The following is a 12,964-nucleotide window of genomic DNA, read 5'->3' as shown; positions in this document are numbered from 1 at the left end:
TGGAAGACTCTTAAAATGAAGTGTTAACATAGTAATACAAAACATTACCACAATAACAGATTTATTGTGGTAATATTTTGTAGAAACTGAAAAACTTAGGTTCTAGCTTTCCGCTTCTTCTTTATTTCTAATCACAAGTCGGAAACCTTCCCCGTGAATGTTGAGGATCTCCACATTTTCATCCTTTTTAAGGTACTTACGAAGTTTGGCGATATACACGTCCATACTACGGGAGGTGAAATAGTTGTCATCTCTCCATATCTTAGTAAGCGCAAGCTCTCTTGGCATCAGGTCATTTTCATGAAGAGCCAAAAGGCGCAGTAATTCGTTCTCTTTTGGAGAAAGTTTGGATGGTTCCTCATCTCTAAAGGTTAAGAACCTTAATTTAGAATTCAGGTGGAAACCACCAATCTGGAATTCAAATTGTTTGCTATCTGCAACACTATCGGTCGCTTTGCGTTGCATGATGGCTTTAATCTTCATCAACAGCACCTCACTGTCAAAAGGTTTGTTCAGGTAATCATCTGCCCCAACCTTATAACCTTTAAGCACATCTTCTTTCATGGCTTTGGCCGTAAGGAAAATAATAGGGATTTCTTCATTCTTTTCCCGGATCTCCTTCGCCAGGGTGAACCCATCTTTATACGGCATCATCACATCCAGAATACAAAGATCAAAATCATCTTTTTTGAATTTTTCAAAACCTTCCATTCCGTTTTTGGCGTGCGTCACTTCATAGTCGTTCATCGCCAGGTAATCTTTAAGCACAGTTCCAAAGTTTGGATCGTCTTCTACAAGTAAAATCTTTTTATTTTCAGTTTCCATATTTAAGATATTAGTGGTAATTTAATTATAAATGTACTTCCTTTTCCTTTTTCGCTCACCACGCTAATTTGCCCGTGGTGATCGTCAACAATTCTTTTTACGTAAGCAAGACCGAGGCCGTGCCCTTTTACGTTATGTATATCGCCGGTATGTTCCCGGTAAAATTTTTCAAAAACTTTTTTCTGAACTACTTTGCTCATTCCGCTACCCTGGTCCCGCACTTTCATCACAATATTATTCCGTACGTTTTCGGTATAAATATCGATCTTCGGCTCCCCGGGAGAATATTTTACTGCATTATCAAGAATGTTTACAATCACATTGGTAAAATGGGTCTGGTTTGCCAGTACAGAAGCTTTAAGCGCCCCTAGATGCGTTTTTACATATCCGCCGTTGTCTTCAACAATCAATTCAATGTGTGTGATTGCTTCCATGATAAGATCATGAAGGTCGAGTCGTTCCTTGTTAAGGTCTAGTTCATTCTTCTCCAGCCGTGAAATACGAAGCACATTTTCTACCTGTGCGTGCATTCTCCTGTTCTCGTCGCGTATCATCTTATGATAATGTGCAACTTTTTCGGGATTACCCGAAACCTTAGGGTTCTTGATAGCATCCAGAGCTAAATTAATAGTAGCTATGGGTGTTTTGAACTCGTGGGTCATGTTATTTATAAAATCTGTTTTAATTTCAGATATCTGTCTTTGGCGTATTAACTGCGACAATGCGCTGGAATATGCGATCACTATAATGAGCGTAAAAATAATAGAAAGTGCCGCCATTAATGTAATGGAAGACAGTACTACCTGTTTCTTTCCGGTGAAATTCACGAATAATTGATAATTGTTCGTGCCCTGGTCATCAGAGAAAATGGAAACCCGATAGGTGGCAGGCGAATCAAGATCAAAATCTTCTGATCTTACTTTCGTAGCCAGTCCGTCATCATAAATTCCGTATTCAAAAGAGGTATTTAATTCTCTTCTTTTAAGTTCGGTTGTAAGCAGCTCCTCCAGGAAAGGTTCAGAAATTCGTTGATGGATTGGCATTTTTCCGGTGTAGTTCATCACGGTTTCCCGGATTAACTCCTTCTCCATCTCATTCATCTGGAACATATTCTGCAACCGATTTTGAGAGACACTGGAGCTTTCACTAACACTATCATTCTTCACGAACTCTGCAGCCTTGCTGTTTATCAATTCTTTAAACTTTACGGTATCGTTGGTAGCATCGAGAAAAGCTGTTGAAAGCTTGTGATTTTCTTCAATAATTCCATTAGAAAAGATAAATATTTCCCCTGAATATTCATCCTGTTCAACCCTAAAGATCTCGCTAACAGAAGTTGTATCTGTGGTTACACCCAGGCTGTCAATCATATCCTGAAGCGCGAAATAATAACTTTCTAATTCCTTTTGCTGAAGCTCACTTGAAACCTTTCGTAATATCTGTTTTGCATTAAAAGAAAACTGCTCCTCCTTTGTTTCAACAGTGTTTTTAATCCAGTATCCCTGAACAAATATAATTCCTATAAGAGAGAGGCTCATGAGAACCACCAGAAGAAAAAACAACCTTTTGTTCATATCGTCAAAAGTATGATTTTAACATTTACATCTTAAACCCTTTAACCAAAAGTTAACAAAAGAAAGGTAGATTTTACGAGGTCTTAAGAAGAATTTGATGAATTCTCACAACTTCCCGACGGGTATCTGCGAGATCTCTATTTTCAATAACAAAATCGGCAAGGTTTAGCTTTTTTTCATCGGGCCACTGAGTATCCATCCGGGCTTTTATTTCAGAAATTTCTGACTTATCTCTTTTTTTGAGCCGGTCAATTTTTGCTTCATGGTCTGCAACCACGAGAATGGTATAATCGCATTTCCTGTAGCCGCCCTTTTCAAAAAGAATAGCAGCTTCATAGAGTACATACTCAGAATGCTGATGTTCTTTCCAGCGGTCGAAATGAAGAGCAACCTGTGGATGTACTATATTATTAAGCGCTTCTAGTTTTTCGGGATCATTGAATACTTTTCCGGAGACAAACTTTCGGTCTAAAATTCCGTTTTTATAAGCTTCAGGGCCAAAAAGAGCAGTGATTTGTTCCTTAATAATTTCAGATTCATTCTGAAGTTTCTTTGCCTCCACATCGGCAATGTAGACCGGTACCCCCAGCTCTGCAAAAAAATTTGCAACGGTGGTCTTTCCGCTTCCTATTCCGCCGGTAAGTCCTACTACTTTCATTTTTTTATAATAAACTGGATTTTCTTTTCATTGAGGCGCAGGTTCTTCACAAAATCGGGCTGTTCCACGATGCGCGGAATGACGAAATCCTGATTTCCACTCACCCGGCTGAAATCTCCGACCACCTTAAAATCTGATGCCTCCACCTTGCTGAAATCTTTAAGGTTCACCTGGTAAAACACCAGAATCTCCTTGGGAAAGATCACCACATTCAATCCGGCAGGTACATTGATCATCTCCACGGGCACCTCCACACTTCCTTCTGTAAATTTTTCTACATCCAGGAAGTAAGTAACCCGGTTTTGATATACATGTACCTTTTTCAACCGGGAAGTATCAATCCCTACCGTACCCGAAAGGTCATATTTAACATTGTCTATGTTTAGCGGAATGGTTTGCAATTGATTAAGTGTATCAAGGATATTATCGGGCCCGCTCACCGTAATAGAATCGGGCTCTAATTGAAAATCATTGGTTGCAGCATATCCTGCTCCAAAATCTACATTGATCCTGGAGAAAACGGGAATTGTCTTCTCTTTTCGCTGGCGGTAATCAATATATAGCACATCCCGCAAAAACCGACTATCTTCAAAATTAATATTGAGTTGTTGCTGAATTTCAGTTCTGTGTTCATCGATCACATATACCAGCCGCTCCTCCTCTTCTGTGAGTCCTGCCACATCAATGGAAAGTGTGGGCGCAAACATGGAAAACCAGGCAATCCTGAAACCATTTTCGATCATTCTTAACTGGAGTTCTTCGGGATTATCTTCTGCAATCACTTTATTAGGTGGTACATTGACATATTCCACGGGGATCTCAATGATCTGGTTATACTCTTTAGAAAATTGAACAAATATCCAGACAATGACTGCAAAAAAGAGAAAAAACAGGAAGGCATTAAAATTCGTCTTCTTAAATCGTGTCCTGGTGAGGGCTGTTAGAGTATCTAGCATTTTTAAAAAATAACTTCGGAAATCCTTCGCGGGGGTTTTTATTCAATAGCCTAATATAGCAGGTAGAACGGCAGAAACCAAACCCATACCCCAAAAACTGGATAAGAGTGGCCCAAACTGCTTTAAACCCGATTCCTACACTTTTATTCTGTACCGAAGCATCTATAAAAATTACAATAAAGTAAGCTACGTAAAGGCACAGGAACGGCATATACCCCAAAAAACTGAGGATCACTGCCACTACCAATCCTGCTGAAAAAAGCGTTGGGAACCAGTAAGTAATTTTGTTGGATTCCGGATGCCAGCTGTTAAGTATAGGACGTACAAGTCCAAATTTATAGACCTGCCGGTAAAATTTTACCCAATCGATTCTTCGTTTGTGGAACACCTCAGCCTCCGGAAATAATCTTGTATCATATCCGGCTTTTTGTAACCTAAGGGCGAGATCGGGGTCTTCACCGGGATGGATGTTGCCAAAACCGCCGCTGGTTTTGAAAGCTTCGGCCGAAAGTCCCATATTGAAACTCCGCGGCTGAAATTTATCCACCGTTTTCTTATTTCCCCTGATGCCTCCTGTGGTAAAAAAAGAAGTCATGGCATAATTGATGGCTTTCTGTACCGATGAAAAACTCTCGTGTGCAGCATCAGGGCCACCAAAACAATGAGTGAAGCTTCGGTTTAATTCCGTTTCAACAATTTTAAGGTAATCGGGTGGCAGGATCACGTCGGAATCAAGTATCAGGAAGTAGTTTCCCTTAGCCATCTGCATTCCGTAGTTCCGGGAATCCCCGGGACCAGAATTATCTTTTTCATAGTAGCTAACATTGAGATTCCCTGAAAAACAATTCGCCACATCCCTGGAATTAATGGAAGAGCCATCTTCAATGATCACTACTTCGAACGGCTTTTTAAAATCCAGTTGCTCCATACTCAGCAGCAATTCCCTGATCTCATCCGGCCTGTTGAGCACAGGAATTATAAAAGAAAAAGAGATTTCCATGTAGTAAATGTAGAAAGAAATTTCGTTGGAAGGTGGAGAGAAGCTACAGTTTGTAACAAAGAAAGAGCATGAAATGAGGCTGTTTAGAAAGAACTTCACACGTCAACCTGAACTTGTTTCAGGATAGCACAAATTGAAATTTTTCAAGTGCAATGAAACTGTCTGAAAAGCACTTTTCATGTCCACCTGAACTTGTTTCAGGTTCTAGTTAGTTCCGGAATAAATTCAGAAGGACGATTAAGAGCTTTTCAGGCAGCTTCGACATTTTTTCTAAACAGCCTTACTTTTTTCAGAAGAATTCCTTCCGAAGCAATTTTTAAAGAAACTACTCTTCTTTCTGCCCGTCAATAAAGGCTTCCATCACCTGCTGACTTACTCCCATGTTAGAGAATCCGCCGTCGTTGTACAGGTTTTGAAGGGTAACTCTTTTGGTAAGATCAGAGAAAAGTGTAATAATATAATTGGCACAGTCCATTCCCGTAGCATTCCCAAGCGGAGACATCTTATCTGCATAAGCGATGAATCCGTCGAAACCTTTCACTCCGGTTCCGGCAGTGGTTGGCGTTGGAGACTGGGAAATGGTGTTCACACGAACATTCTTTTCTTTCCCGAAGAAATATCCGAAACTGCGGGCGATAGATTCCAGATAAGCTTTGTTATCTGCCATATCATTATAATCTGGAAAAACTTTTTGAGCGGCAATATAAGAAAGCGCCATAATGCTTCCCCACTCGTTCATGGCATCCTTTTTATAAAGGCTTTGCATGGTTTTATGGAAAGAAACCGCAGAAACGTCCCATCCTTTAGCGGTGAAATCGTAGTTCATATCGGTATAATGATTCCCTTTACGAACGTTTACAGACATCCCGATGGAGTGAAGCACAAAATCAAGTTTTCCACCTAAAATTTCCATAGCCTTTTCTACAAGGTTGTCCAGATCCTCTACTTTGGTGGCATCTGCAGGAATAATCTCGGCACCTGTCTTTTCAGCAAGTTCTTTGATATTTCCCATTCTCATAGCGATAGGAGCATTGGTTAAAACAAATTGTCCACCCTCTTCGTGAACACGTTCGGCTGTTTTCCAGGCGATGGAGTTTTCATCTAAAGCCCCGAAAATAATTCCTTTTTTTCCTTTTAGTAGATTATATGACATGGTTGATTATTTGATTTATTATAAGCGTGTAAAGATAGCAAACATTTTAATTTAGTAAAGCTTTTGCGTGCGCAACCGCCGATTCGCTCATGTTGTTACCGCCCAGCATCATAGCTAGCTCCTGTATCCTATCCTCTCCTTTGAGCTCTTTAATGTTAGTGATGGTGCTGTTCACCGCATCCTCTTTATAGATCTTGAAATGACTAGCTCCTTTCCCGGCAATTTGCGGTAAATGTGTAATGGCGATCACCTGCATCACATTACCCATTTTCTGAAGAATTCCCGCCATTTTCTGTGCGATATCCCCCGAAACCCCGGTGTCGATCTCATCAAAAATAATAGTCGGTAAATTGCTGTACGTGGCCAGGATGCTTTTTACAGCCAGCATGATCCGGGACATTTCCCCGCCCGAAGCTGCTTTTTTCATCTCATTAAAACTGCCGCCTTTGTTGGCCGCCAGCAGCCAGGAAAGTTTGTCCTGCCCATTGGTATAGACTTCCTGCTGCCGTTCCAGCTGAATCTTAAGGTTGGCATTAGGCATGCCAAGATCTGCCAGGATAGTTTCGATCTTTTTAATAAACTCCGGAATAACAGCTTTTCGATTGTCGTGTAGCACCTTCGCCAGTTCTTCCAGCTCCTTTTTCTTAGCTGAAATATTTTTTTCGGCTTTTGCGATCTCTTCTTCTGCATTTTCTGAAACTGCTACTTTTTCAGAAAGCTCTTTTTCGATCTCCTTTAATTCTGAAACTGTAGAGACCATGTGCTTCTTCTGAAGGTTGTATAACAACTGAAGTCTTGCATTTACCTGCTCCAGCTCCTCGGGATTTGCTTCTACTTTTTCTAATGCATTTTCCAGTTCTACCGCAATGTCATCCAGTTCAATGAACACGCTTTGCAGCCGCTCAAACAACTGCTGGTAAGACGCCGAAATCAGAGATATTTTCTGAAGACTGTTTTTGGCTTCTTTCAACGTATTTACCGTCCCAATTTCTTCCTGTTGAATCGAATTCACTGCTGCGCCCAACTGCTCCTTCAGTTCTTCCACATTGCTGAGCTCCTCATAACGTTCTTCCAGCTCCTCCTGCATTCCGTCTTCCAGTTTTGCTGAGCGTATCTCATTCAGAAGAAACAGATTGTAATCATATTCTTTGGTAGCCTGCGCCTGGGCCTCTTTTAAAACCTCCAGCTCCTTTTGAAAAGCTTTGTATTCCAGTAAAGATTTCCGGTATTTCTTTAAATGTGCAGCATTTTTCGCAAGCACGTCTACCACCATAAATTGATAGTCATTATCCCCAAGACTCTGGGTTTCATGCTGACTGTGAATATCAAGAAGATGCTCCCCCAGTGCTTGAAGTGAATTCAGGTTTGCCGGCGTGTCATTGACAAAAGCCCGGGATTTTCCGGAAGGTAAAATCTCCCTTCTAATGATGGTTTGCTCTTCGTAATCCAGATCTTCGGAAGTAAAAAGTGGCTGTAACTGGTAGGCAGACACATTAAAAGTTCCTTCTATCACACATTTCTTCTCATTATCACGAATCGCGCTGTAATCTGCCCTTTTCCCCAATAAAAGGGAAAGAGCACCCAGCATAATAGATTTCCCGGCACCGGTTTCCCCGGTTATAATAGTAAACCCCTCCTGAAGATCGATTTTTATATCCTCAATGAGAGCGTAATTCTTTATAGAAAGCGTTGTAAGCAATGGATTTAAAATTTTGGATAAAGATACGTGAGATTTTTTTCTGAATCAAAGATCGTTTTCTGTTTGTTGTTTAAAAGGTTAAAGCCTCCTGGCACCCAAAGAGGGAAGTTTTGCTCCTTTGTGATTTGGGCTGAAAACCAAATTGAAAAAGTCATCACGGTAGCGTTCATTGCCTCCGGCTTTAGCCAGAGGGTCAATATCGTACATATATGGGGCTTTAGCCCAACACCAATTAAATTGATATTCCAAAAAGAATTTATTCTCACACCTCTCATTTCGTCCCTCGTACTTCTACCTTTTCAACAAACCTCCTTCCCAAAAATAATTATCTTTGAAAAAACTGTTATGAATGAATGAACTTATATTAATTGCCGGCTTTTTAATTGTCTTTGCAGTCGGTGCCTTTATTGGGATTTTTATTGCCAATTTGAAAAGTAAAAGTGCCCAGAGTGCGTTAGAGGAAAGAAACAGTCAGCTTAATATTCAGTTTGAAAATTATAAGCATCAGGTGCAGCAGCAGCTGGAAGAACTTAGGCTGCAATCGCAGGAAGCAAAAAAATCTGTAGAGAAACAGCTGGATGATGTTTGCGGCGAGCGGGAAGAGATCAGGAAAGAAAAAGACTTTCTGAACAACGAACTCACCCGCAGAAATTCCGAATTCGAGAATCTTTACCAAAGAAATCAGGAGCAGAAAGCTGAAGTGGAAAAGCTTCAGGAGAAATTCACTAAAGAATTTGAGAATCTGGCAAACAAGATCCTGGACCAGAAATCAGAAAAATTCACCCTTCAGAATAAAGAAAACCTTCAGAATATCCTGACGCCGTTGCAGGAGAAGATCCTGAGTTTCGAGAAACGCGTGGAAGACACTCATAAAGACAGTATAGGCAGGAATTCCCAGCTTCAGGAGCAAATTCGCGGACTTAAAGAGCTGAATGAGCAAATGAGCAAGGAGGCTGTAAACCTCACCAAAGCCCTGAAAGGCGACAGCAAAATGCAGGGAAACTGGGGCGAACTGGTGCTGGAACGGGTTCTGGAGAAATCGGGACTCGAGAAGGACCGGGAATATTTTGTTCAAACAGGATTTACCACCGAAGATGGAAAAAGAGTGCTTCCCGATGTGGTGATCCACCTGCCCGACAACAAGAAAATGATCATTGATTCCAAAGTTTCTTTAAGTGCTTACGAGCGTTTTGTGAATGAGGAGGACGAGGATCTGCGGGCAAAGCACTTAAGAGATCATATCAATTCCCTGAAGCGCCACATTGAGCAACTCAGCTCCAAAAATTATCACGACCTGTACAAAATCGAAAGTCCGTCGTTTGTCCTGCTTTTCGTGCCAATAGAACCGGCTTTTGCCGTGGCTATCAACCACGACAACAGCTTTTACAACTGGGCTTTTGAGAAAAATATCGTTATTGTGACTCCGGCGACGCTGCTGGCCACCCTGCGGACGATTGACAGTATGTGGACCAATGAAAAGCAACAACGGAATGCCTTGGAGATTGCCCGACAGGCAGGCGCCCTGTACGATAAATTCCACGGATTAATGACCGATCTTACCACCGTTGGAAAGAAAATAGATGAAGCCAAAGACGGCTATAAATCTGCCATGAACAAACTTTTTGACGGTACCGGAAACCTCATCACCCGTGTAGAAAAACTGAAAAGAATGGGTGCAAAAGCCAAAAAATCCCTTCCGGAATCTGTGGTGAGAAGAGCTAGTGAAGAAAATGAGGAAAAGACTTTGAATTAATATTTTTACATACCGCGGCAGCAACTTGAATATAAGTGCATCCGTAGGTTAATAAACAACTAAATCAAAAGTAAAGATGAGCACTACTTATAAGAACCTTTTTTCTGTAATTCTGATTTTCTTTTTAATGCTGAACCTTTCGGCACAGGAAATTTACTTTCCTTCAGAAGGAACCTGGGAAGAAAGAGCGGCATCTACCTATGATCTTGATTTTTCTGGAGCCATTCAGTTTGCAGAGGAAAACGAATATTCAGAATCCAGGGACCTGCGACAGGCTATCCTGAAAGGTTTTCAAAATGAACCTTTCCACGAAATTTTAGGACCAACGAAGAGGCGCGGCGGACCTGCCGGAATGATCCTTAAAAACGGATACCTCATCTCTAGTTGGGGAGATACGAAAAGGGTGGATATGACTTTTAGCGTCACCAAAAGTTTTCTTTCCACAACAGCACTTTTAGCCATGGAAGAAGGACTTTTTGAAGTCAATGAGCCGGTGGCAAAATACATTTGGGATGATACTTTTGAGGGAGAGCACAACGGCAGAATTACCTGGGAACATTTACTGCACCAGACTTCTGACTGGAGTGGAGAACTTTGGAATTCGTTCGACTGGGCCGACCGTCCACCTTCTTCGGGAACGATTGACAGCTGGAGGGCTCGGGAACTGAATGAACCAGGAACTCATTACAAATATAACGATGTCCGCGTGAACGTGCTGGCGTATTCGCTGCTGAATGTTTTCAGAAAACCTCTTCCGCAAGTATTACAAGAGGAAATTATGGATCCCATCGGTGGTTCCTCAACCTGGCGCTGGTACGGCTATGAAAATTCATGGGTGACCATCGACGGACTCAAAATGCAGTCGGTAAGCGGCGGCGGACATTCGGGCGGCGGAATGTTTATTAATACCGAAGACATGGCACGCTTCGGACTTCTCTTCCTGAACAACGGAAACTGGAACGGAAATCAGCTAATTCCTGAGGAATTAGTGAAGCAAGCGATGGTTCCTTCAGAAGTAAATCCAAATTACGGATATATGTGGTGGCTGAATCGGCAGGGATCAAGAAACTGGGAAAATGTTCCGGAACACGTTTTCTATGCTGCAGGATTTGGTGGTAATTTCATCATTGTAGACCAGGAAAACGGCCTGGTGATCGTAACGCGCTGGCTGGAACCTTCAAAGATCGAGGAGTTCCTTAACAGAATATATTCTGAGGTTAGAGGTTAGAGGTTAGAGGGAAAAGAAAAAGAGGAAAGAGAAAAGTTATTTCAATTTCAATATTGTCCTGGAAATTTAGAATTTTCTAATTGGAATTTCTTCCTTTGCTCCCTTTGCAAAAATCTCTGACCTTTTGCATGAAAATAAAACCAACAATTACAGCACCTTCAGGTGGTTTGGGGGCAAGTCCTCAATAAAAAAACACAACGAACAATGACATTTAAAAAAGTAGAAGATTCCCAGGTAACCATTTCAGAATTAATGCTTCCCTCCCATTCCAACTTTAACGGAAAGATCCACGGAGGATATATTTTATCGCTTCTGGATCAGATTGCATTCGCCTGCGCCTCCAAACATTCGGGCGCTTATTGCGTTACTGCAAGCGTGGATACGGTGGATTTTTTGAAACCTATCGAAATCGGGGAACTGGTTACGATGAAAGCATCGGTTAATTCGATTGGTTCCAGCTCCATGGTAATTGGGATTCGGGTGGAGGCCGAGAACATCAGGACAGGTGAGAAAAAACATTGTAATTCATCCTATTTTACGATGGTGGCAAAGAACGAGGAAGGAAAATCTGTTCCCGTACCCGGACTCATGTTAAAATCCAGGGAAGAGCTAAGACGTTTTGCCAAAAGCCTGAAACGTCTTGAAAACAAGGTAAAGCGCCGGAAAGAATTCAATGACACCGATTTTATTTCGGAAGAATACCTGCATATTCAGGAGCTTGATAACGTGAAAATAGAGATGTAATTTGAAGTTCAACGGATTTATAGCTTCGCTGCTGCTGGCCATTGTGGTTGCCTATTTCTTTCCGCAGGGAAACGACCTGCTCCCGCTAAAAACCATCACTGATATCGGGATAGGCTTCATTTTCTTTTTCTACGGATTAAAATTATCTCCGGCAGAATTCCGGTTGGGTTTCCTGAACTACAAATCACACATCCTCATACAGGTTACCACATTTATTGTTTTTCCGTTATTGATCCTGTTATTTATTCCGCTTTTTGAGGGTGGAACAGCATCAGATTTCTGGATTGCTTTGTTTTTCCTGGGAGCTCTGCCATCTACAGTTTCCTCCTCGATCGTTATGGTTTCCCTGGCCCGAGGAAACCTGCCAACTGCCATTTTTAATGCCAGTTTATCGGGATTAATTGGTATTGTAGCCACTCCCTTGTGGCTGAGTTTCTTTTTGGGAAATTCATCGGAATTTCATTTTGGAGATGTTATTTTAAAGCTCTTTATACAAATTGTACTGCCCCTGGTGATAGGTTTATTTCTACAGCGCTTCCTGGGCGAACTGGCCAAACGATACAGCAAACAACTTAGCTTGTTTGACAAAAGCATCATCCTGTTGATCGTGTATTCCAGCTTTAGCACCTCCTTCGCGTCCGACTTTTTTGCATCGGTGAGTGCGTTAAACCTAATAAAATTATTCGCCGCTGTGATCGTTCTGTTTTTCGTTGTTTACTACGGAATAGGTTATATCTGTAAAATATTCGGCTTCAGCATTGAAGATACCATCACCGCAAAATTCTGCGGAACCAAAAAATCTTTGGTACACGCATCAGTCATGGTAAACATCATCTTTGGAAATGCAGCAAATACAGGATTGCTCCTTCTCCCTATCATGCTCTACCATACGACTCAGTTACTGGTCATTGCCATATTTGCTGAAAAATACAGGAAAAGGGAGTTGAGGGAGGAATCGGGGAATTAAAGTTAAGTCTAAAGAAAAAGCTTATCTGAAGGACTGGCTACTATATTGAATATATTGTTAAGTTTACAAAATTCATATAGCTTTAATACAGAATCAGTTGCAGGATATTACTCACGACTTCAGCCAGTTTTAAATGGATTTCTCAGTTAGAATAAAGCCCCTCATTTTTCTGTCACTCACATTTGTATTATTCACTGCAATAGGAACTATAAGCCATGAATACGGACACATCGTTATTGCCGAATCATTAGGCTATGATACCACCTTACACTATGGCAGTATGAATTATAATAATCCTGATTTCAGTACTGTCCAGTTAAAAGAGACTGAGTGACAGTTGGTTATAATCAAGTTCTTTGACATTACTATAATCTATATTCATAAAAAGCTCGTTTATAGGGGTTTTA

The 12,964-nt window shown here is 41.2% G+C and carries 12 protein-coding genes; 4 read left to right on the top strand and 8 right to left on the bottom strand.

Going from position 1 to position 12,964, the window contains the following annotated elements; genetic code table 11:
• Window positions 1–102: 102 nt before the first annotated feature.
• From IE056_RS09195 to IE056_RS18615, 8 genes are all read right to left on the bottom strand, one after another.
• A complete protein-coding gene (locus IE056_RS09195) occupies window positions 103–825 on the bottom strand; it encodes a response regulator transcription factor (RefSeq protein WP_189604421.1) in 723 nt (240 codons plus the stop codon).
• A gap of 2 nt (window positions 826–827) precedes the next feature.
• The gene (locus IE056_RS09190) at window positions 828–2,399 is read right to left on the bottom strand and encodes a sensor histidine kinase (RefSeq protein ID WP_189604420.1); all 1,572 of its coding nucleotides are present in this window, start codon (window positions 2,397–2,399) and stop codon (window positions 828–830) included.
• 73 nt (window positions 2,400–2,472) lie between these two features.
• Window positions 2,473–3,057 (bottom strand): dephospho-CoA kinase, encoded by a 585-nt coding sequence (coaE, locus tag IE056_RS09185; RefSeq protein ID WP_189604419.1) that lies wholly within the window; start codon window positions 3,055–3,057, stop codon window positions 2,473–2,475.
• Window positions 3,054–4,013 (bottom strand): CdaR family protein, encoded by a 960-nt coding sequence (locus tag IE056_RS09180; RefSeq protein WP_189604418.1) that lies wholly within the window; start codon window positions 4,011–4,013, stop codon window positions 3,054–3,056. The genes coaE and IE056_RS09180 overlap by 4 nt, the downstream gene beginning before the upstream one ends.
• Window positions 3,973–5,013, bottom strand: coding sequence for a glycosyltransferase family 2 protein (locus IE056_RS09175; RefSeq protein WP_189604417.1), 1,041 nt, complete (start codon window positions 5,011–5,013; stop codon window positions 3,973–3,975). Before IE056_RS09175 ends, IE056_RS09180 begins: the two co-directional genes overlap by 41 nt.
• Window positions 5,014–5,338: 325 nt before the next feature.
• Window positions 5,339–6,166, bottom strand: coding sequence for an enoyl-ACP reductase FabI (locus tag IE056_RS09170; protein ID WP_189604416.1), 828 nt, complete (start codon window positions 6,164–6,166; stop codon window positions 5,339–5,341).
• 46 nt (window positions 6,167–6,212) lie between these two features.
• Window positions 6,213–7,865: a DNA repair protein RecN gene (gene recN, locus IE056_RS09165; protein WP_189604415.1), complete on the bottom strand. Its 1,653-nt coding sequence runs from the start codon at window positions 7,863–7,865 to the stop codon at window positions 6,213–6,215.
• A gap of 78 nt (window positions 7,866–7,943) precedes the next feature.
• The gene (locus IE056_RS18615) at window positions 7,944–8,072 is read right to left on the bottom strand and encodes a hypothetical protein (RefSeq protein WP_262891447.1); all 129 of its coding nucleotides are present in this window, start codon (window positions 8,070–8,072) and stop codon (window positions 7,944–7,946) included.
• Window positions 8,073–8,214: 142 nt separating this feature from the next.
• On the opposite strand from IE056_RS18615, the gene IE056_RS09160 reads away from it, so the two are divergent.
• From IE056_RS09160 to IE056_RS09145, 4 genes are all read left to right on the top strand, one after another.
• The gene (locus IE056_RS09160) at window positions 8,215–9,618 is read left to right on the top strand and encodes a DNA recombination protein RmuC (protein ID WP_189604414.1); all 1,404 of its coding nucleotides are present in this window, start codon (window positions 8,215–8,217) and stop codon (window positions 9,616–9,618) included.
• A 76-nt stretch (window positions 9,619–9,694) separates the two neighbouring features.
• Window positions 9,695–10,846: a serine hydrolase domain-containing protein gene (locus tag IE056_RS09155; protein WP_189604413.1), complete on the top strand. Its 1,152-nt coding sequence runs from the start codon at window positions 9,695–9,697 to the stop codon at window positions 10,844–10,846.
• A 204-nt stretch (window positions 10,847–11,050) separates the two neighbouring features.
• Entirely contained in the window at window positions 11,051–11,590 is a 540-nt protein-coding gene (locus IE056_RS09150; RefSeq protein WP_189604412.1) for an acyl-CoA thioesterase, read from the top strand.
• 1 nt (window position 11,591) lies between these two features.
• Entirely contained in the window at window positions 11,592–12,557 is a 966-nt protein-coding gene (locus IE056_RS09145; protein ID WP_189604411.1) for a bile acid:sodium symporter family protein, read from the top strand.
• Window positions 12,558–12,964 lie beyond the last annotated feature (407 nt).

It is taken from the genome of Salinimicrobium marinum, from assembly GCF_014651535.1.
In the GTDB taxonomy this organism is placed as follows: domain Bacteria; phylum Bacteroidota; class Bacteroidia; order Flavobacteriales; family Flavobacteriaceae; genus Salinimicrobium; species Salinimicrobium marinum.
Note: the sequence above shows the minus strand (reverse complement) of the source record. Positions and strands in the feature narration are given on the sequence as shown.

Coding starts and splice junctions, on each gene's coding strand:
- IE056_RS18615 (WP_262891447.1), bottom strand. CDS start 8,072: ATGTACGATATTGACCCTCTGGCTAAAGCCGGAGGCAATGAACGCTAC.
- IE056_RS09195 (WP_189604421.1), bottom strand. CDS start 825: ATGGAAACTGAAAATAAAAAGATTTTACTTGTAGAAGACGATCCAAAC.
- IE056_RS09160 (WP_189604414.1), top strand. CDS start 8,215: ATGAATGAACTTATATTAATTGCCGGCTTTTTAATTGTCTTTGCAGTC.
- IE056_RS09175 (WP_189604417.1), bottom strand. CDS start 5,013: ATGGAAATCTCTTTTTCTTTTATAATTCCTGTGCTCAACAGGCCGGAT.
- IE056_RS09190 (WP_189604420.1), bottom strand. CDS start 2,399: ATGAACAAAAGGTTGTTTTTTCTTCTGGTGGTTCTCATGAGCCTCTCT.
- IE056_RS09170 (WP_189604416.1), bottom strand. CDS start 6,166: ATGTCATATAATCTACTAAAAGGAAAAAAAGGAATTATTTTCGGGGCT.
- IE056_RS09155 (WP_189604413.1), top strand. CDS start 9,695: ATGAGCACTACTTATAAGAACCTTTTTTCTGTAATTCTGATTTTCTTT.
- IE056_RS09180 (WP_189604418.1), bottom strand. CDS start 4,013: ATGCTAGATACTCTAACAGCCCTCACCAGGACACGATTTAAGAAGACG.
- IE056_RS09150 (WP_189604412.1), top strand. CDS start 11,051: ATGACATTTAAAAAAGTAGAAGATTCCCAGGTAACCATTTCAGAATTA.
- coaE (WP_189604419.1), bottom strand. CDS start 3,057: ATGAAAGTAGTAGGACTTACCGGCGGAATAGGAAGCGGAAAGACCACC.